The 19,000-nt window shown below is 66.3% G+C and carries 17 protein-coding genes; all 17 read left to right on the top strand.

The features are described 5' to 3' along the window. Positions 1-807, top strand: an 807-nt coding sequence (gene tssA / locus ACEN88_RS07785) for a type VI secretion system protein TssA (RefSeq protein ID WP_413338484.1), incomplete at its 5' end; no start/stop codon positions are given. A 37-nt stretch (positions 808-844) separates the two neighbouring features. Then, a complete protein-coding gene (gene tssB, locus ACEN88_RS07780; protein WP_371765162.1) occupies positions 845-1,345 on the top strand; it encodes a type VI secretion system contractile sheath small subunit in 501 nt (166 codons plus the stop codon). A 19-nt stretch (positions 1,346-1,364) separates the two neighbouring features. Beyond that, positions 1,365-2,852, top strand: coding sequence for a type VI secretion system contractile sheath large subunit (tssC, locus tag ACEN88_RS07775; protein WP_371765161.1), 1,488 nt, complete (start codon positions 1,365-1,367; stop codon positions 2,850-2,852). Positions 2,853-2,925: 73 nt separating this feature from the next. Then, on the top strand, positions 2,926-3,417 hold the full coding sequence (locus ACEN88_RS07770; protein WP_413338482.1) for an Hcp family type VI secretion system effector: 492 nt from the start codon (positions 2,926-2,928) through the stop codon (positions 3,415-3,417). Between the two features lie 171 nt (positions 3,418-3,588). After that, on the top strand, positions 3,589-4,368 hold the full coding sequence (locus tag ACEN88_RS07765) for a type VI secretion system accessory protein TagJ (RefSeq protein ID WP_413338480.1): 780 nt from the start codon (positions 3,589-3,591) through the stop codon (positions 4,366-4,368). Further along, on the top strand, positions 4,361-4,867 hold the full coding sequence (gene tssE, locus ACEN88_RS07760; RefSeq protein ID WP_413338478.1) for a type VI secretion system baseplate subunit TssE: 507 nt from the start codon (positions 4,361-4,363) through the stop codon (positions 4,865-4,867). Before ACEN88_RS07765 ends, tssE begins: the two co-directional genes overlap by 8 nt. After that, a complete protein-coding gene (gene tssF / locus ACEN88_RS07755) occupies positions 4,864-6,747 on the top strand; it encodes a type VI secretion system baseplate subunit TssF (RefSeq protein ID WP_413338476.1) in 1,884 nt (627 codons plus the stop codon). Before tssE ends, tssF begins: the two co-directional genes overlap by 4 nt. After that, complete coding sequence (tssG, locus tag ACEN88_RS07750; RefSeq protein ID WP_413338474.1) at positions 6,732-7,739, top strand: type VI secretion system baseplate subunit TssG; 1,008 nt, start codon at positions 6,732-6,734, stop codon at positions 7,737-7,739. The genes tssF and tssG overlap by 16 nt, the downstream gene beginning before the upstream one ends. 19 nt (positions 7,740-7,758) lie before the next feature. Next, positions 7,759-10,461 carry a type VI secretion system ATPase TssH gene (gene tssH / locus ACEN88_RS07745; RefSeq protein WP_413338471.1) on the top strand — a complete coding sequence of 901 codons (2,703 nt, stop codon included), beginning with the start codon at positions 7,759-7,761 and terminating at the stop codon, positions 10,459-10,461. A gap of 47 nt (positions 10,462-10,508) precedes the next feature. Further along, positions 10,509-11,519: a hypothetical protein gene (locus ACEN88_RS07740; protein WP_056126752.1), complete on the top strand. Its 1,011-nt coding sequence runs from the start codon at positions 10,509-10,511 to the stop codon at positions 11,517-11,519. Positions 11,520-11,553: 34 nt separating this feature from the next. After that, positions 11,554-12,555, top strand: coding sequence for a hypothetical protein (locus tag ACEN88_RS07735; RefSeq protein ID WP_413338469.1), 1,002 nt, complete (start codon positions 11,554-11,556; stop codon positions 12,553-12,555). A gap of 10 nt (positions 12,556-12,565) precedes the next feature. Further along, positions 12,566-12,955, top strand: coding sequence for a DUF4280 domain-containing protein (locus ACEN88_RS07730; protein WP_056126754.1), 390 nt, complete (start codon positions 12,566-12,568; stop codon positions 12,953-12,955). 16 nt (positions 12,956-12,971) lie between these two features. After that, on the top strand, positions 12,972-14,945 hold the full coding sequence (locus ACEN88_RS07725; RefSeq protein WP_413338467.1) for a type VI secretion system Vgr family protein: 1,974 nt from the start codon (positions 12,972-12,974) through the stop codon (positions 14,943-14,945). A 7-nt stretch (positions 14,946-14,952) separates the two neighbouring features. Further along, positions 14,953-15,777, top strand: coding sequence for a hypothetical protein (locus tag ACEN88_RS07720; protein WP_413338465.1), 825 nt, complete (start codon positions 14,953-14,955; stop codon positions 15,775-15,777). A 37-nt stretch (positions 15,778-15,814) separates the two neighbouring features. After that, on the top strand, positions 15,815-16,693 hold the full coding sequence (locus ACEN88_RS07715) for a DUF3365 domain-containing protein (protein WP_413338463.1): 879 nt from the start codon (positions 15,815-15,817) through the stop codon (positions 16,691-16,693). A gap of 14 nt (positions 16,694-16,707) precedes the next feature. After that, positions 16,708-18,183 carry a serine/threonine-protein kinase gene (locus ACEN88_RS07710; RefSeq protein ID WP_413338461.1) on the top strand — a complete coding sequence of 492 codons (1,476 nt, stop codon included), beginning with the start codon at positions 16,708-16,710 and terminating at the stop codon, positions 18,181-18,183. Between the two features lie 44 nt (positions 18,184-18,227). After that, a partial coding sequence (locus ACEN88_RS07705; RefSeq protein WP_413338459.1) for a type VI secretion system-associated FHA domain protein occupies positions 18,228-19,000 on the top strand: 773 nt, incomplete at its 3' end.

Below are 19,000 nucleotides of genomic sequence, written 5' to 3'. Positions count from 1 at the left end.
CTGCATGCGCTGCCCGGCTTCGCCGACGGCGCGCGCCTGCTCGAACGCCTCGTGACCGAGCGCTGGGACCGTGTCCATCCCGAACTCGATCCGGACGACGGCAACGACCCCACGTTGCGCCTCAACTGCCTGGCCCAGTTGACCGACCCGGCGACGACCCTGCGCGAGCTGCGCGAGACGGCCTTCGTCATGCTGCCCGGCCTCGGGGCCCTGACCCTGCGCGTGCTGGAGCAGGCACACGGCGAGGCCCCCGTGCCGGACGGGCAGACCGCGCTGTCGCCCGAATCGATCGACGCGGCGCTGGCCGACGTGTCCGACGACGCGATGCAGGCCGCCACCAGCGCCGTCAACGGTGCGCTGGACAGCGTGGTGAACCTGGAAGCCGCGCTCGCCGATCACGTGGGCAGTACGCAGTCATTGAACCTCACGCCGTTGACGCGCCAGCTGCGCCGCATGGCCGACCTGCTGGCCAGCCGTGCGCAAGCCGCGCCTGAAGCCTCGGACGCCGCGCCCGATGACGACGGCGCCGCGGCACAGGGCAGCGGCACGGCCGCGCCGCGCGCCGCGGCCATCACGGGCGACGTGACCAGCCGCGCCGACGTGATCCGCATGATCGACAAGATTCTCGCCTACTACCAGCGCTACGAGCCGTCGAGCCCCGTGCCGATGCTGCTGGAACGGGCCAAGCGCCTGGCGCCGATGAGCTTCATGGAAGTCATGGAGAACCTCGCGCCCGACAGCATGCAGCAGTTGTATGTGATCCGTGGACCCCAGCCGGGCGAGTCCAACGGGTCGGACGATTATTGAATCAGCAGGCCGGTAGTTCATTCAAGGAGGAGTAAACGTGGGCAAAGAAAGTAGCCAGAAGTTCATCGCACGCAATCGCGCACCGCGCGTGCAGATCGAGTACGACGTCGAAGTGTACGGCGCCGAGAAGAAGGTGCAGCTGCCGTTCGTGATGGGCGTCCTGGCCGACCTGTCGGGCCAGCCCGCCGAGCCGCTGGCACCGGTCGCGGAGCGCAAGTTCCTCGAGATCGACGTCGACAACTTCGACGAGCGCCTGAAGGCCATGAAGCCGCGCGTCGCGGTGCAGGTGCCGAACACGCTGACGGGCGAGGGCAACCTGGCCGTCGACATGACCTTCGAAAGCATGGACGACTTCACCCCGGCCGCCGTCGCGCGCAAGGTGGATTCGCTGAACAAGCTGCTCGAGGCACGCGGCCAGCTGGCCAACCTGATGACCTACATGGACGGCAAGACCGGCGCGGAAGAGCTGATCTCCAAGCTGCTCGCCGAACCCGCGCTGATGCAGGCGCTGACGTCCGCACCGAAGCCCACCGAATAAAGAAAGACGGGAGAACAGAATGTCCGAAGCGTTAGCACAAAGCCAGCAGGAGTCCGGTACGCTCGAGATGAGCGACTTCGGCGCGCTGCTGCAGAAGGAATTCAAGCCGCAATCCGACAAGGCCAAGGAATCGGTCGAAGTCGCCGTGCGCACGCTGGCCGAGCAGGCGCTCGCCGGCACCAACCTGATCACCAGCGACGTGCTGGGCACGATCCAGAGCCTGATCGCCGCGCTCGACAAGAAGCTCACCGAGCAGGTCAACCTGATCATGCACACGGAGGAGTTCCAGAAGGTCGAAAGCGCCTGGCGCGGCCTGCACTACCTGGTGAACAACACCGAAACCGACGAGATGCTCAAGATCCGCGTGATGAACATCTCGAAGAACGACCTGGGCAAGACGCTCAAGAAGTTCAAGGGCACGGCCTGGGACCAGAGCCCGATCTTCAAGAAGATGTACGAGGAAGAATTCGGCCAGTTCGGCGGAGAGCCGTTCGGCTCCATCGTGGCCGACTATTACTTCGACAACAGCGCGCCGGACGTCGAGCTGCTGTCGTCGATGGCCAAGGTGGCCGCCGCCGCGCACGCGCCGTTCATCTCGGCCGCCGCGCCGTCCGTCATGCTGATGGAGTCGTGGAACGAGCTGGCCAACCCGCGCGACCTGACGAAGATCTTCCAGACCCCGGAACACGCCGCATGGCGCTCCTTCCGCGAGTCCGAGGATTCGCGCTACGTCGGCCTGACCATGCCGCGCTTCCTGGCGCGCCAGCCGTACGGCGCCAAGAGCAACCCGGTCGAGGAATTCGACTTCGAGGAAGACACCAGCGCGGAAGGCAGCAAGAACTACACGTGGGCCAACTCGTCCTACGCGATGGCCGTCAACATCAACCGTTCGTTCAAGGAATACGGCTGGTGCTCGCGCATCCGCGGCATCGAGTCCGGCGGCGCGGTCGAAGGCCTGCCGGTGCATGCCTTCCCGACCGATGACGGCGGTGTCGACATGCAGTGCCCGACCGAGATCGCGATCTCGGACCGCCGCGAGGCGGAACTGGCCGCCAACGGCTTCATGCCGCTGGTGCACAAGAAAAACACGGACTTCGCCGCCTTCATCGGCGCGCAGTCGCTGCACAAGCCGGCCGAGTACGACGACCCGGACGCCAGCGCCAACGCCGCCCTGGCCGCGCGCCTGCCGTACCTGTTCGCGACCTGCCGCTTCGCCCACTACCTGAAGTGCATCGTGCGCGACAAGCTCGGCTCGTTCAAGGAACGCGACGAGATGGAGCGCTGGCTGACCAAGTGGATCATGCAGTACGTGGACGGCGATCCGGGCAGCTCCAGCGAAGCGACGAAGGCCCAGAAACCGCTGGCCGCGGCCGAAGTGGTGCTGGAAGAAGTCGAAGGCAACCCGGGTTACTACACGTCCAAGTTCTTCCTGCGTCCGCATTACCAGCTGGAAGGCCTGACCGTATCGCTGCGCCTCGTGTCGAAGCTGCCGTCGGCAAAGGCTTGAACCGTTTTTGAAGTCCCGCGCGGGCCGCGTGCCCGCGCGTATTCGGAAGTACAACCAACTAGGAGAATAAGACATGGCATTGGATATGTTCATCAACATGGGCGACAAGATCAAGGGTGAGTCGCGCGACAAGGTCCAGGGTCCGAAGGGCGACATCGACATCCTGGCGTGGAGCTGGGGCATGAGCCAGTCCGGCACCACCCACATGGGCGGTGGCGGCGGCGCCGGCAAGGCCAACTTCCAGGACATCTCGTTCACCAAGTACATCGACAGCTCGTCGAATGCGCTGATGACCGCCCTGGCCAAGGGTACCCACCTCGACAAGGCCGTGCTGATGGTGCGTAAAGCCGGCGAAGGCCAGCAGAAGTACATCCTGATCACCATGGAAGAAGTCCTGGTGACCTCGATCTCGACCGGCGGCAGCGGCGGTGAAGACCGCCTGACCGAGAACGTCACGCTGAACTTCGGCAAGGTGACCTTCGCCTACACCCCGCAGGACAGCAAGGGCACCGTCGCCGGCGACAAGACCTTCGCCTGGAACATCGCCGAGAACGCGGCAGTGTAAGGGGCGTCGCCAAACCTGCTGCGCGTTGCAGATTCAGCGGGGGCGCCCAGCCCTGCGATGCGCGCTGTACGCTTGTACAGCTGCGCTTCCCGGCTGAATCTGCCGCCGCTCGCTACGGTTTTGCGAGGCCCCCGAAAGGCCGCTAGATGAATTTTTTGATGGGAGCTTCGAATGCTTGCGCAACAGCTGATTCGTGATGGAGACCTGGCCGGCGCACTCGCCGCGCTGCAGGATGCGGTGCGCAAGAAGAGTGGCGACGCGAAACTGCGTGTGTTCCTGTTCCAGCTCCTGTCCGTGCTGGGCCAGTGGAACCGCGCCCTGACGCAGCTGAACGTCGCGGGCGAACTGGATGCGGGCGCGCTGCCGATGGTGCAGACGTATCGCGAGGCGATCCAGTGCGAAGCCCTGCGCGCCGAGATCTTTGCCGGCTTGCGCGCGCCCGTGATCTTCGGCGAGCCGCAGCCCTGGATGGCCCAGCTGGCCGAAGCCCTGAAACTGGACGCCACCGATGCCGCTGCCGCGGCGAGCCTGCGCGCCGCCGCGTTCGATGCCGCGCCCGCATCGCCCGGCACGATCGACGGCACGCGCTTCGACTGGCTGGCCGATGCCGACAGCCGCCTGGGCCCCATACTGGAAGCGGTCGTCAACGGCCGCTACGTGTGGGTGCCGTTCATGCGCATCGCGCGCATCGAGATCGAGCCGCCGGCGGACCTGCGCGATGCCGTGTGGACGGCCGCGACGTTCACGTGGTCCAACGGCGCCCAGACCGTCGGCCTGATCCCGACCCGCTACCCGGGCAGCACGGAGGCCGCCGACGCGGTCAAGCTGGCGCGCCAGACCGAGTGGCAGGGCGAGCATCCCGTCGGCCAGCGCATGTTCACGAACGGCGACGACGACTTCCCGTTGATGGACGCGCGCCTGATCGAATTCGATAGCGTCGACCATGGCTGAACTGGCACCGCGCGAGCGCCTGCAACCTTCGCTGCTCGACCGCCTCACCGACGATGAACCCGACCAGGAGGTCGAGTCGCGCGAACGGCGCGTGCTGTCGGTGCGCGGCCTGCGCGAAGGCGTGCTGCGCGACCTCGCATGGCTGCTGAACACGACCAACCTGCTGTCCGTCTCCGACGTGCCGCGCCTGCCGCACCTGGCGAACTCCGTCCTCAATTACGGCATGCCCGACATGTCCGGCGCGTCGCTGGCGAACATGAGCGCGGCCGACCTGGAACGTGCGATCCGCCAGGCCATCTGGGATTTCGAACCGCGCCTGATCCGCTCGTCCGTGACCGTCAAGGTCGTGCCGCAGCAGGAATCGATCAGCAAGATCATGTTCGAGATCCAGGCCGACATGTGGGCCCAACCGTATCCCGAGCGCCTGTTCCTCAAGACCGAACTCGATCTCGATCTTGCGCAGATCAGCCTCACCGAATTTTCCGGCGCACGGACATGACCAACCCACGCCTGCTTCGCTACTACAGCCAGGAGCTGCAGCACCTGCGCGAGATGGGCGGCGAGTTCGCGGTCCAGTACCCGAAGATCGCCGGCCGCCTCGGCCTGGAAGGTTTCGAGTGCGCCGACCCGTACGTCGAGCGCCTGCTGGAGGGCTTCGCCTTCATGGCGGCGCGCGTGCAGATGAAGATCGACGCCGAGTTCCCGCGCTTCACCCAGCACCTGTCGGAGCTCGTCTACCCGCACTTCCTGGCGCCCACGCCGTCGATGGCGATCGTGCAGCTGCAGCCCGACCTCGCCAACCCGGCGCTGAACGTGGGCTACCGCATTCCGCGCGGCGCGGCCATGCGCAGTGTCCTGGGCAAGGATGACGCCACCGCCTGCGAATACCGCACGGCGCACGAGGTCACGCTGTGGCCGGTCGAACTCGTCGAAGCGAAATTCTTCACGCACGGCGGCCGCATCGAGGGCGTCGACGCGCGCCTGCCCGCGAACGTGAAGGCGGGGCTGCGCCTGCGCTTGCGTACCACCAACGGCATGCCGTTCGCCAAACTGGGACTGGACCGCCTCGCGCTGCACCTGCGCGGCAGCGACGAGATGCCGGGCCAGATCTACGAAAAGCTGCTGGGCGCCGTCGAAGGCGTCCTCGTGATGCCGGGCAGCCGTCCGGCCGGACGCCACACGCTGCTGCCGAAGACGGCGCTGCGCCCGCGCGGCTTCGCCGAGGACGACGCGCTGCTGCCCAGCGGCCAGCGCAGCTTCCAGGGCTACCGCCTGCTGCAGGAATACTTCGCGTTCGCGCAGCGCTTCCTGTTCGTCGAGCTGGCGGGCCTGCAAACCGCGGTGGCCGCCTGCGCGGAGCAGGAGATCGAGATCATCGTGCTGCTGTCGCGCGGCGATGCGCGCCTGGAGCAGGCGCTCGACCACAGCAATTTCGCGCTGAACTGCACGCCCGTGGTGAACCTGTTCCAGCGCCGCGCCGACCGCATCAACCTGACCGGCGACCAGTTCGAATACCACGTGCTGCCCGACCGCACGCGCCCGATGGATTTCGAGGTGCACCAGGTCGAGAGCGTGACCGGCTACGGCACCGGCACCGACGCCGAGCAGGAATTCCACCCGCTGTACAGCGCGCGCGACCTGGGCGCCGCGACCGTGGCGGGCCAGGCCTACTACCAGATCCGGCGCGAACCGCGCCTGCTGTCGCAACGCCAGCGCCAGCGTGGCCCGCGCTCGTCGTACATCGGCTCCGAGATGTTCATCACCCTGGTCGACGCGCAGGAGGCGCCGTACCGCCACAGCCTGCGCCAGCTCGGCCTCGTCGTGTGGTGCACGAACCGCGACCTGCCGCTGACGATGTCGCTCGGCGTTGGCAAGACGGATTTCATCCTGGAGCAGGGCGGGCCGGTGCAATCGGTGCGCGTGCTGGGCGGCCCGAGCCAGCCTTTCCCGTCGTTCGCCGAGGGCGGCATGGCGTGGCGCCTGATCAACCAGCTGTCGCTGAACTATCTGTCGCTGGCGGACACCGACCCGGACCAGGGCGCGCGCGCCCTGCGTGAACTGCTCGCGCTGTACTGCCACCCGCTCGACGCGGCGAGCCAGCGCCAGGTCGAAGGCGTGCGCTCGGTCTCGTCGAAACCCGTCACGCGGCGCATGCCGGCGCCCGGACCGATCACGTTCGGACGCGGCCTGGAGATCACGGTGACGATGGACGACGGCGCATTCGAAGGCGCCGGCGCATTCGTGCTGGGCGGGGTGCTCAGCCACTTCTTCACGCAATACGTGTCGATCAATTCGTTCACCGAGACCGTCGTGCGCACCGTCGGCCGCGGCGAGATCATGCGCTGGAAGGCGGCGGAGGGCGCATGCGCGATCCTGTAGACGTCGAACGCCAGCTCGAGGACGCCGGCGCCGCGCTGGACTTCTTCCAGGCCCTGCGCCTGCTGGAGAACGCGCATCCGGACAAGCCCCGCATCGGCGCATCGCTGCGTCCGCGCGACGACGCCGTGCGCTTCGGGCGCGACCCGTCGCTCAATTTCGAGCCCGGCGCCGTGGCCGGATTCACGCCCGCCATGGGCGACGCGCGCGCGCGCCTGGCCGTCAACTTCATCGGCCTGTTCGGCCCCAACGGTCCGCTGCCGCTGCACCTGACGGAGTATGCGCGCGACCGCGCCCGCAACCACAACGACCCCACGCTCGTCGCGTTCCTCGACGTGTTCCACCACCGGATGGTATCGCTGTTCTACCGCGCGCGCGCCGCGGCCGACCCGGCCGTCAGCCTGGACCGCCCGGACAGCGACCGCTTCGCCGATTACGTGGGCAGCCTGTTCGGCATCGGTGCGCCGGCCCTGCGCGGGCGCGACGAGATCGGCGACTTCGCCAAGCTGCACTTCGCGGGCCTGATGGCCAACCAACGCCGCCCGGCCGCGGGCCTCGTGACGATCCTGCGCGCGTACTTCAAGCTGCCCGTCGAACTCGAGCAGTTCGTCGGCCACTGGATGAAGATCCCGCTGGACGGCCAGACCCGCATCGGCATGGAAGACCGCGGCAACCGTCTCGGTACGTCCGCCGTGCTGGGGACGAAGGTCTGGGATTGCCAGCACAAGTTCCGGCTCGTGATCGGCCCCCTCGACTACGCCGACTACGAGCGCATGCTGCCCGGCGGCGCCAGCATGAAGCGCGTCGTCGACTGGGTGAAGAGCTACGCCGGCACGGTGCTCGACTGGGACGTGCGCCTCGTGCTCAAGCGCCCCGAAATTCCTCCGCTGACGCTGGGCGCGCGCCGCCTCGGCTGGACCACTTACCTCGCGAGCGGCCCGGCCACGCGCGATGCCCGTCAACTCTTGATCAACCCGACTGCCCGCCAGGGCTGACCCACGCGAAAGAACGAACATGGCCGAAATCTCCCGTGTCGCACTGTTTGGAAAACTCAACGCGCTGTGCTACCGCGCGATCGAAAGCAGCACGGTGTTCTGCAAGCTGCGCGGCAATCCGTACGTGGAGATGGTCCACTGGGTGCACCAGATCCTGCAGCTGCAGGACTCGGACCTGCACCGCATCGTCCGCCACTACGAACTGGACGCCGCCGTGCTCGCGCGCGACGTGACGGCCGCGCTGGACCGCCTGCCGCGCGGCGCCACGTCGGTGACGGACCTGTCGTCGCAGCTGGAAGAGACGGTGGAACGCGCGTGGGTGTTCGGCACCCTGATGTTCGGCGAATCGTCGGTGCGCAGCGGCCACCTCGTGTTCGGCATGCTCAAGACGTCCAACCTGCGCAACGCGCTGTACGCGATCAGCCGCCAGTTCGAGCGGATCAAGGCCGATGACCTGTCCGACCGTTTCGGCACCTTGCTGAAGGACTCGCCGGAAGCGAAGATGGCGGCCAGCGACGGCTTCCAGGCCGCGGCACCGGGCGAAGCGTCGGGCGCAATCGCACCCGCGCAGATGGGCAAGCAGGAAGCGCTGAAGAAATTCACGGTCGACCTGACGGAGCAGGCTAGAGGCGGCACGATGGACCCGATCGTGGGCCGCGACGACGAGATCCGGCAGATGGTCGACATCCTGATGCGCCGCCGCCAGAACAACCCGATCATGATCGGCGAGGCCGGCGTCGGCAAGACGGCCGTCGTGGAAGGCTTTGCCCAGCGCATCGCGCGCGGCGACGTGCCGCCGTCGCTGAAAGAGGTGCAGCTGCTGGCGCTGGACGTGGGCCTGCTGCAGGCCGGCGCCAGCATGAAGGGCGAGTTCGAGCAACGCCTGCGTTCCGTCATCGACGAAGTGCAGGCCAGCGAGAAGCCCATCATCCTGTTCATCGACGAGACCCACACGCTGGTCGGCGCCGGCGGCGCGGCCGGCACGGGCGATGCGGCCAACCTGCTCAAGCCGGCCCTGGCGCGCGGCACCTTGCGCACCATCGGCGCGACCACGTTCGCCGAGTACAAGAAGCACATCGAGAAGGACCCGGCGCTGACCCGCCGCTTCCAGAGCATCCAGGTCGACGAGCCGAGCGAGGAGCGGGCGATCCGCATGATGCGCGGCGTGGCGTCGACGATGGAAAAGCACCACCAGGTGCAGATCCTCGACGAGGCGCTGGAAGCGGCCGTGCGCCTGTCGCACCGCTACATCCCGGCGCGCCAGCTGCCCGATAAATCCGTGAGCCTGATCGACACGGCATGCGCGCGCGTGGCCGTGAGCCTGCACGCGACGCCGGCCGAGGTGGACGACAGCCGCAAGCGCATCGACGCGCTGAACGTCGAGATGGACATCATCCGCCGCGAAGGCGCGATCGGCATCGAAGTGGGCGCACGCGCGCACGAGACGGAGGTCGCGCTGGCGGCCGAGAAGGAACGCCTGGCGGGCCTGGAGCAGCGCTGGAACGACGAGCGCGCGCTTGTCGACGAACTGCTGGCGCTGCGCGCGCAGCTGCGCGACGGTGCGCAGCCGGTCGAGGGTACGGGGTCGAAGCTCGAAACGGCAGCCGCGGAACCGGCTGCCGACGAATCCGGGCGTGCCGCGCTGAAGGAACAGCTGCAAGCCGTGCAGGCGAAGCTGACCGCGCTGCAGGGCGAGACCCCGCTGATCCTGCCGACCGTCGACTACCAGGCCGTGGCCGCCGTTGTCGGCGACTGGACCGGCATCCCTGTCGGACGCATGGCGAAGAACGAGATGGAGACGATTCTCAACATCGCTTCCACGCTGAGCCAGCGCGTGATCGGCCAGGACCACGCGATGGAAATGATCGCCAAGCGCATCCAGACGTCGCGCGCGGGCCTGGACAATCCGAACAAGCCGATCGGCGTGTTCATGCTGGCCGGTACGTCCGGCGTCGGCAAGACGGAAACGGCGCTGGCGCTGGCCGAGGCCCTGTACGGCGGCGAACAGAATCTCATCACCATCAACATGAGCGAGTACCAGGAAGCGCACACGGTGTCGACCTTGAAAGGTGCGCCCCCGGGCTACGTCGGTTATGGCGAAGGCGGCGTGCTGACGGAGGCCGTGCGCCGCCGGCCATACTCGGTGGTGCTGCTCGACGAAGTGGAAAAGGCGCACCCGGACGTGCACGAGATGTTCTTCCAGGTCTTTGATAAAGGCTTCATGGAAGACGGCGAGGGCCGCTTCATCGACTTCAAGAACACGCTGATCATCCTGACGACGAACGCGGGCACGGACCTGATCGCGGGCCTGTGCAAGGACCCGGACCTGATGCCGGATCCGGACGGCATGGCCAGTGCGCTGCGCGCGCCGCTGCTGAAGGTGTTCCCGCCGGCGCTGCTGGGCCGAATCGTGACGATCCCGTATTACCCGCTGTCGGACGACATGCTGGGCCAGATCGTCAAGCTGCAGCTGAATCGCATCAAGAAGCGCGTGGAAGCGCGCTACAAGATCCCGTTCGAGTACGGCGACGACGTCGTCAAGCTCGTGGTGTCGCGCTGCACCGAGAGCGAGTCGGGCGGCCGCATGATCGATGCGATCCTGACCAATACCATGCTGCCGGACATCAGCCGGGCGTTCCTGAACCGGATGATGGAAGGCGCGAGCGTCGCCGGCGTCACCGTCGGCGTGGCGGATGGCGAGTTCTCCTATTCCTTCGCCTGACATGACCGGACCGGGTACGCGGATCTTTAATAACAAGGACAACACTCATGAATAAAAGCGCTGATGATCGACTGAAGGAAATCAAGGCCACCATCAAGAAGACGAGTTCGTCGTACAAGGGCGTCTTGCTGACGCGCCTGGACACGGAGCTCGGCAAATTGTCGACGCAGGCCCGGACCGCGTTGAGCAACAGCCTGCATATGAAAAAGGAAGCGACGAAGGAGATCCGCGACCTGATCCGGGCCATCGGCCTGCTCGAAGCCTTGTTCATCCCGGCCGACAACCGCCGTTCGTTCACGCAGATCGTCAACGATTACAAAGGGGACCTGTCGTACCTGGTGCTGTCGAGCCTGAACAAGCTGATCAAGAGTCTCGATCCGGCCAATCCAAGCCCGCCGGACCTGGCCCGCCACCGTCCCCTGCTCATCGGCGTGAGCATCAGCGGCGGCAACCATCCCGGCCCCGGGAGCATCGCCTGCTTTGTGTTGTGTAACAAGACCGACCGGCCGATGATCCTCGGGAACGAGCACGTGATGCGCGCCGAATTCGGTTCCACCAACAAGGACAAGCCCATCATCCTGCAACCGTCGAAAGGGAATGGCGCCAGCGCTTCCGACAAGGTCGCGACCTATGACCGCGGCATCCTCGACCACCGCATCGATGCCGCCGTCGCTTATCTGGAGCCGGGGGTCCTTTTTGCGAACAGGACGCCCGAAGGCACGGCACTGCGCCTGAGCTCCAGCGTCGTGCGCGTCGGCGACGAGGTATGGAAACGCGGTACGGCGTCGCGCGTGACGACGGGGCGCATCGTCGACATCGCGGCGAACAAGACCGTGCCGCACGCGCGTTTTGGCGGCGACATCAACTTCGCGAGCCAGCTGGAAGTGAAGGTCACCGGGTTGCGCGAGGAATTCCAGATTCCGGGCGATTCTGGCTCGGCATTGTTCAACGCCGACAACGACATCATCGGCATCATGCACGGCGGCGGGAAGGATGGTGGCGGCATCGCGACGCCGATCGATGTCGTGTTTGACCTGCTCGACGTGCGTCTGCCCTGATTCATTCGTGCCCCCCTGATCTGGAGACCTGGATATGAACCTGTTGACCGTGGTCGAGAAAGTCATCGACGATTGTGCCCAGGAGTGGGAATTTCACCAATTCGTCTCGGCAGTCTATGACGGGGAAGGCTGGGAGTGGATCTTTGCGCGGCGCGGCCTCAAAGGCGTCGTGACGCTCCCCGCCAACCCGATGGAGGAGGTTCAATTGTCCGGCCCCGAGGCCGAGTGGCTCGTGCACCGGCTGGTCGTGACCAAGGGATGGAGCATGCGGGACTATGACTGCAATGGTCACGCCATTTCCACGTTTGGCAACATCAACACGGGCCGGTCCTATTTCGTCCGCCTGCTGGTCAAGGAGCTGGGAAAAGGCATTGCGGCGGCGCGGTATGCCACGACCAATCCCATGCCCGGAAGATCGCTGGCTTCGCTGCATGAGACGGGCATCACCCTCACCAGCATCACGCACGGCGGCGGTTACCCGGCGTTCCGGCTGGCGGGAGACACGTCGAGAAACTGGAGCGGCCTGCAAACGGCAGAACAACGCTTCCTCGCCTACCTCGACGAGGAGAGCCATGTCCCGCCCAGCAAGCGGCTCTCGAAGCTGAATAAAATCCAGGCCGACCAGAAATTCTTTACCCTTGACGTCGACTCGGGCGGTTCGTGCCTGCTCGGGGCGATGGTGGCGGATATCGCCAACGCGTTCGGCCAGGTCCTGCGCGTGGTGAGCTTCACGGGCAACATGATGCGGCATAAACAGGTGTACTCGGCCCAGACGATGCGCAAGCAGGAAGGCGACCAGACCCACATGGAGATTTTCCAGTTCGAGCGGCTGGGCGTGCTTCTGCGCCAGATCCTTGTCGCGGATACGGTCAGCTCGATCGACATCGCCATTCTCGGCCTGAAAACGAGCAAGGTGGTGTCGGAGAACGCGATGTGCGATGCATGCCAGGGCGCGCAGGCGACGAATCTCGACAACGTCCTGCAGGGCAGGACCGACAAGATCAAACTGGACGTCAGTTTCCTGTCCATCGCGTGAGAGAAAGCGTATGCCCAACCAGGTGTCCATGGGTGCGATGATGACCTGCACGTTCGGTGCCGCACCGTCGTCGCTCGTCGTCCTGCCGAAGAACAAGGTGCTCGCGGAGGGCCCGCCCGCCGCCAACATCATGGACCACATCCCGCTCGTGAATATCATGCCGTTCGGGGTGTGCAACTCGCCGGCCAATCCGACGGTGGCCGCGGCCACCGCCGCGGCGCTGGGCGTGCTCACGCCCATGCCGTGCGTGCCGGCGACGTCCGCGCCGTGGGTGCCCGGCGCGCCCACGGTCCTCATCGCCAACATGCCGGCGCTCGACAACGTCTCCAAGTGCATGTGCAACTGGGGCGGCGTGATCGGCTTCACGAATGCCGGCACCGTCAAGACCATGATTCCCTAACCCGTCCGTTTTTCGCATGCCCATCCTGCCCAACCAGACCCACCGCGAAGCCGCCGTCAAGACCGTCCTCGGCGCCGACGTCCTGCTGTTCAAGCGCATGCAATGCAGCGAGGCGCTGGGCCGCCTGTCGGAATTCCGCATCGAGCTCGCCTCCGAGCGGAGCGACATCAAGATCGCCGACATCCTGGGCACGGGCATGACCGTGAGCCTCGACCTGCCGGAGGGCGGGCAGCGCCATTTCAACGGCATCGTGACGCGCTTTTCCTACCAGGGCTGGCGCGATGGCAAACCGTCCTATCTCGCGATCGTCCACCCGACCCTGTGGCTGCTGACGCGTGCCACCAACTGCCGCATCTTCCAGCAAAAGGACGCGCTCGACATCGTCAAGGCCGTGCTGGGGGCGTATGGCGTCGCGATCGAACTGGACCAGGGTATGCTGGCGGCCACGCCGGCCGTGCGCGACTACTGTGTGCAGTACCGCGAGAGCGACTTCAATTTCGTCTGCCGCCTGCTGGAGGAAGAGGGGATCTACTTCTACTTCACGCACGCGGAAAGCAAGCACACGATGGTACTGGCGGATGGCTACGGCGCCCACGCGACCGTGAGCGGCTACGACACCATCCTGTTCCGCGACGAGGAAGAGGGACGCGCTCCGCTGGAAGAGGCGGTGACGCGCCTGGTCCCCGGCGGCGAGATCCAGCCCAGCGCGATGGTGCTGAACGACTTCGACTTCGAGAATGCGTCGTCCAGCGTCAACGGCGCCCTTCTGGTCAAGTCCAAGCTGGCGGCGCCGTTTTCGCAGGCGAGCTACGAACACTACGATTACCCCGGCCGCTACCAGGAGGCGGGTACCGGCAACGGCTTCGCCCGCGCACGCATGGAGACACTGCACGGCCAGGGCGAACGGATCGAAGCGGCCGGCAGCGCGCGCGGCCTGACGACAGGTGCGCTGTTCACGCTGTCCGAACATCCGCGCGCCGACGAGAACCGCGCCTTCCTGATCACGTCGGCCGAGACCGAGATCGCCGGTAACGAATACCGCTCGGATGGCGTACGGGAAGGCATCGATTTCCGCTGCCGGTTCGAGGCGATCGGCAAGGAGCACAGCTACCGCCCTCCGCCGACGGCGCGCAAGCCCATCGTGCAGGGACCGCAGACGGCGATGGTGGTCGGCAAGGCGGGCGAGGAAATCTGGACCGACAAGTACGGCCGCATCAAGGTGCAGTTCCACTGGGACCGCGACGGCAAGTCGGACGAGACCAGCTCGTGCTGGGTGCGCGTGCAGCAGGGCTGGGCCGGCAAGGGCTGGGGCATGATGTTCGTGCCGCGCGTCGGCATGGAAGTCGTCGTCAGCTTCCTCGAGGGCGACCCGGACCGGCCGCTCGTGACGGGCTGCGTCTACAACGGCGACAGCATGCCGCCGTACACGCTGCCGGCCGACCAGACCAAATCGACGATCAAGTCCAACACGTCGAAGGGCGGCAACGGCTTCAACGAGATCCGCTTCGAGGACAAGAAGGACAGCGAAGAGATCTTCGTGCAGGCCGAGAAGGATTTCAACCGCGTCGTGAAGAACAACGACACGCTGAAGGTCGGCTTCGAGAAGAAGGACAAGGGCGACCAGACCATCGAGATCGCCAACGACCAGAGCCTCGACGTGGGCAACGACCGCAAGGTGCACGTCAAGAACGACCAGACCGTCGCCGTCGACAACAACCTGTCCACGACGGTCAAGAACGACGAGACGCGCAAGGTCGACAACAACCAGAGCGTCAAGGTCGGCAACAAGATCGTCATCGAGGCGAATACGTCGATCGAGCTGAAGGTCGGCGGCAGCAGCATCAAGATCGAGGCGGCCAAGATCACGATCAAGGCGCCGGAGATCGCCGTGCAGTCGGATGCGAACACGGAAATCAAGGCGGGTGCGATGATGCAGGTGAAGTCGGGTGCCGTGATGACCATCGAAGGCGCGCTCGTGAAGATCAATTGAGGCTGCCATGCGATTCCGGTTTCTTTTTGCCTGCCTGATGCTCGTCGCCACCGCCCTGCGGGCCGCGGAGCCGCGCGCCGTGCTGACCCTGGCCGAGCAACCGGTGCGACTGATCCGCGGCGCGGCCGTGTACAAGGCCGGCAGCGGCGTCGCCGTGCAGAAGGACGACATCCTCGAGACGGAGGCCGCCGGCGCGCAGGTCGAGGCGGGCGCGGACGCGATCGTCGCGCTGGGCCCGCAGAGCCGCGTGCTCGTCGCGAGCCTGGCGGCGGACGGCAAGTCGCCCGTCGAGCTGGAACTGCTGCAGGGCTGGGCCAAGGTGTATGCGAAAGGCCGCCGCGCCGTGGTCGTCACGCCCGCGTTGCAGGTGACCGTGCCGACCGGTTCCACGATCGTGCATGCTGGCGGCGGCCTGGAGGCCGTGTTCGCGGAAGAGGGCGAGCAGCAGGTTTCCAGGGCTGGCACGGTACTGAAACTCGCCGTCGAACAATACGCGGGCATCGACGCCGACAAGCGGCAACTGGTGACGAGCCGCCCGCCGCGCGCCTTCGTGAGCGCCATGCCGCCGGCCTTCCGCGACCACCTGGCGCGCGTACCCGGCGTCAAGAATGCCGGCAAGGTGGCCCCCGTGAAGGAACGCGACGCCGCGTATGCCGATGTCGACGACTGGCTGGCGTCGACGCTGCCGGCGCGCAGGCGCTTCGTGGCGCGGTTCAAGCCGCGCCTGTCCGACCCGGACTTCCGCAAGCAGCTCGACCGCGCGCTCGGCCAGGGCCCGGACTGGAAGCCGGTGCTGTACCCGGCCCGGCGTTCGGACAATGGAATGTTCTGACGCCGCGCCACCAGGAATTCAATCAGGAGAACACAACATGAAACTTTCGATCGCCGCCAAATTCAACCTGGTGTTCGTGTCGATCTTCGCCGTCGGCTTCCTCGCCGCCGGCGTCGTCGCGGACCGCCTGCTCAAGGAGAGCGCGCGCGAGGAAACCGTGCAGAACGCCCGCCTGCTGCTGGAAGCGGCCAAGAGCGTGCGCGGCTACACCGCGAGCCAGATCCAGCCGCTGCTGAAGAACCAGATGAAGTTCGAGTTCCACCCGCAGTCGGTGCCGTCGTATTCGGCCGTCGAAAACCTGAACGTGATCCTGAAGTCGTACCCGGACTTCTCGTACAAGGAAGCGACGCTGAACCCGACCAACCTGCGCGACAAGGCGTCGGACTGGGAAGTGGACGTGGTGCAGACGCTGCGCAACAAGCCGGACATGAAGGAATTCGTCGGCGAACGCGATACCGCGACGGGCCGCAGCCTGTACATCGCGCGCCCGCTGCAGATCAAGGACCCGGTCTGCCTGGGCTGCCACACGACGGCCGCCGAAGCGCCGAAGACCATGGTCGACATCTACGGCCCGAACAACGGCTTCGGCTGGAAGCTGAACGAAGTGGTGGGCGCGCAGGTGATCTCCGTGCCGATGGCCGTGCCGCTGGCGCGCGCCAACTCGATTTTCAAGACGTTCATGGCATCGCTGTTCGGCGTGTTCGTCGCCGTCTTCATCGCGCTCAACGTGATGGTGCACCTGTTCGTCACGCGCCGCATCAAGCGCCTGGCGACGGTCGCGGACGACGTCAGCATGGGCAAGTTCGAGGCGGACGAATTCGACGTCAAGGGCAATGACGAGATCAGCGGCCTGGGTCGCTCGTTCAACCGCATGCGTACGAGCCTGAACAGCGCGCTGAAGATGCTTGAAGAGTAAGCAGGACAAAGTAAATGGCAACAATCGACAGGATAGGCAAGTACCGCATCGACGGCGTGCTGGGCAGCGGCGCCATGGGTGTGGTCTACAAGGCGTACGACGCCGACATCGCGCGCACGGTCGCGCTCAAGACGATCAGGCACGAGCTGCTGGACGGCCTGCAGGACGGCCTGCACGAACAGGACATCGTCGCCCGCTTCCGCAACGAGGCGCAGGCGTCGGGGCGCCTCGTGCACCCGAACATCGTCGCCGTGTACGACTTCGGCGCGTACGCCGACACGACGTACATCGCGATGGAATATGTGGACGGCACGCCGCTCAATGCGTTCCTCGTCAAGGACGTGCCGATGGACCTCGCGGCCAGCATCACCTGCATCACGCAGTTGCTGCGCGCGCTCGACTACGCGCATGCGCGCGGCGTCGTCCACCGCGACATCAAGCCCGCCAACATCCTCATCACGGGCGACGCACAGGTCAAGATCACGGACTTCGGCATCGCCAAGATCGAGTCGTCGACCCTGACGCAAGTGGGTGCCGTGATCGGCACCCCCAGCTACATGTCGCCCGAACAGTTCAAGGGCGAGACCGTCGACGGCCGCTCCGACCTGTTCGCCGTCGGCATCGTGCTGTACCAGATGCTGACGGGCGTGCGGCCGTTCAGCGGGCCGGCGTCGACCGTCATGCACCAGATCATCCACGAGACGCCGCCGCGCCCGAGCGAGCGCCAGCCGTCGCTGAATCCCGCGTTCGACGCGGTGCTCGCGAAGGCGATGGCCAAGCGCATCGAAGACCGCTACCCGAACGCGCAGGCTTTCCTGGACGCGCTGAACGCCGCGTACATGCAGCAAACCGGCGGCGTGCCCCTCACCGACGAGGACAACGAGCGCACCGTGCTCGCGTTCCAGCGCCCGGCCGTGCCCGAGCCGGCGCGGCCCGCGCATCCCACCGGCGCGTCGCAGAGCATGCCGGCGACGGGCAGCGCCTCCAGCCTGACCAGCGCGCCGGAGTGGCTGCACGGCCTGGCCCCGGACCTGCAGACGGCGCTGTCGACGCAGATCGGCCCCGTCGCGAAACTGGTGCTCAAGAACGCGGCGCGCGACGCCGTCGACCTGGACGATTTGTGCAACCGCCTGCTGCCGCACATCGGTTCCGATGCGGGCCGCACGCAGTTCCGGGACAGCGTCCGCGAGATCAAGAAGAAGCACGGCCTGTCCACGCTGGCCACGATGGGCGGCCGCAGCCAGGCCGGTGCGCCGAAGACGCAACTGACGCAGATGACGGGCATGCCGACGCTGCTGCAACTGAGCCCCGAGCAGATGGAGGCGGCGCAGATGAAGCTGGCCCTGTACGTGGGCCCGATCGCGAAAGTGCTGGTCAAGCGCGCGTCCAGGATGACGGGCAATGCCGACGAGTTCTATCGGCTGCTGGCCGAAAACCTGCCGGACCCGCAGGAACGGGCGCGCTTTTTGAAGGATGTGGGGCGGAGTTGAGTCACCATGCAACTGTATAATCGATCGATTCCTTCAGGACCCCAATGCCCATCACTCTGAGCGTCTACATGTACCGCAACGCGGCGCCGGCCCAGGCGCTGACGCGGCGCTTCGACCAGCTGGGCGGCGCCATCGGCCGCGCGCCCGGCAACGACCTGGTGCTCGACGATCCCGGCAAGTACATCTCGCGCCTGCATGCGCGCGTCGAATACCGCGACGAGGGCTTCTGGCTCGTCGACGTCGGCAGCAACCCGAGCCTCGTCAACGACCGCCCCGTCGGCACCGGCCGCTCCGTGCAGCTGGAAGACGGCGACCGCGTCACCATCGGCGACTATCAATTGCTGGCCAGCGTGGAGAGCGAGGCGACGGCGTTCATGCCTGCGGCACCACCGCCGTCACCGCTGCAGGTTGCGCCGCCACCGCCGGCTGTCACGCCCGAACTGCCCATGAATCCGGACGATTCGCTGGCCAATGCAGGCATCCTGGACGTGGGCGGCGATCCGTTGAACCCGAGCTTCGATCCGCTCGGCCTGAATCTGTTCGGCAGCCTCGCACCGGCGCCCGCACGGAGCGTACCGGCCTGGCGCGGCGCCGAGAGTGATCACGTGCCGCCGGAGCAGTTGCCGTTTGCGCCGCCGCCCGTCGTGGCAACGCCGCAGCCGCAAGCCGCGCCGGCGATGGCCATGGCGATTCCGGACGATTACGATCCGCTGGCGGACTTCCTGCCGCCGCGCGTGCAGGCCGCACCGGCGCCGGCGCCGCTGAAGGTCGAGGAAGCCGAAGCAACCGCGTTCGCGCCGGCCGAGCCGCCCATGCC

Source organism: Massilia sp. CT11-108, assembly GCF_047302915.1.
Lineage (GTDB): Bacteria > Pseudomonadota > Gammaproteobacteria > Burkholderiales > Burkholderiaceae_D > Telluria > Telluria orientalis.
Note: the sequence above shows the minus strand (reverse complement) of the source record. Positions and strands in the feature narration are given on the sequence as shown.

Bases quoted from the DNA above. Each gene is read 5' to 3' on its own strand.
- ACEN88_RS07740 (WP_056126752.1), top strand. From the start codon at position 10,509: ATGAATAAAAGCGCTGATGATCGACTGAAGGAAATCAAGGCCACCATC.
- tssC (WP_371765161.1), top strand. From the start codon at position 1,365: ATGTCCGAAGCGTTAGCACAAAGCCAGCAGGAGTCCGGTACGCTCGAG.
- ACEN88_RS07725 (WP_413338467.1), top strand. From the start codon at position 12,972: ATGCCCATCCTGCCCAACCAGACCCACCGCGAAGCCGCCGTCAAGACC.
- ACEN88_RS07765 (WP_413338480.1), top strand. From the start codon at position 3,589: ATGCTTGCGCAACAGCTGATTCGTGATGGAGACCTGGCCGGCGCACTC.
- tssF (WP_413338476.1), top strand. From the start codon at position 4,864: ATGACCAACCCACGCCTGCTTCGCTACTACAGCCAGGAGCTGCAGCAC.
- tssG (WP_413338474.1), top strand. From the start codon at position 6,732: ATGCGCGATCCTGTAGACGTCGAACGCCAGCTCGAGGACGCCGGCGCC.
- ACEN88_RS07710 (WP_413338461.1), top strand. From the start codon at position 16,708: ATGGCAACAATCGACAGGATAGGCAAGTACCGCATCGACGGCGTGCTG.
- tssE (WP_413338478.1), top strand. From the start codon at position 4,361: ATGGCTGAACTGGCACCGCGCGAGCGCCTGCAACCTTCGCTGCTCGAC.
- ACEN88_RS07720 (WP_413338465.1), top strand. From the start codon at position 14,953: ATGCGATTCCGGTTTCTTTTTGCCTGCCTGATGCTCGTCGCCACCGCC.
- ACEN88_RS07735 (WP_413338469.1), top strand. From the start codon at position 11,554: ATGAACCTGTTGACCGTGGTCGAGAAAGTCATCGACGATTGTGCCCAG.
- ACEN88_RS07730 (WP_056126754.1), top strand. From the start codon at position 12,566: ATGCCCAACCAGGTGTCCATGGGTGCGATGATGACCTGCACGTTCGGT.
- ACEN88_RS07770 (WP_413338482.1), top strand. From the start codon at position 2,926: ATGGCATTGGATATGTTCATCAACATGGGCGACAAGATCAAGGGTGAG.
- ACEN88_RS07715 (WP_413338463.1), top strand. From the start codon at position 15,815: ATGAAACTTTCGATCGCCGCCAAATTCAACCTGGTGTTCGTGTCGATC.
- tssH (WP_413338471.1), top strand. From the start codon at position 7,759: ATGGCCGAAATCTCCCGTGTCGCACTGTTTGGAAAACTCAACGCGCTG.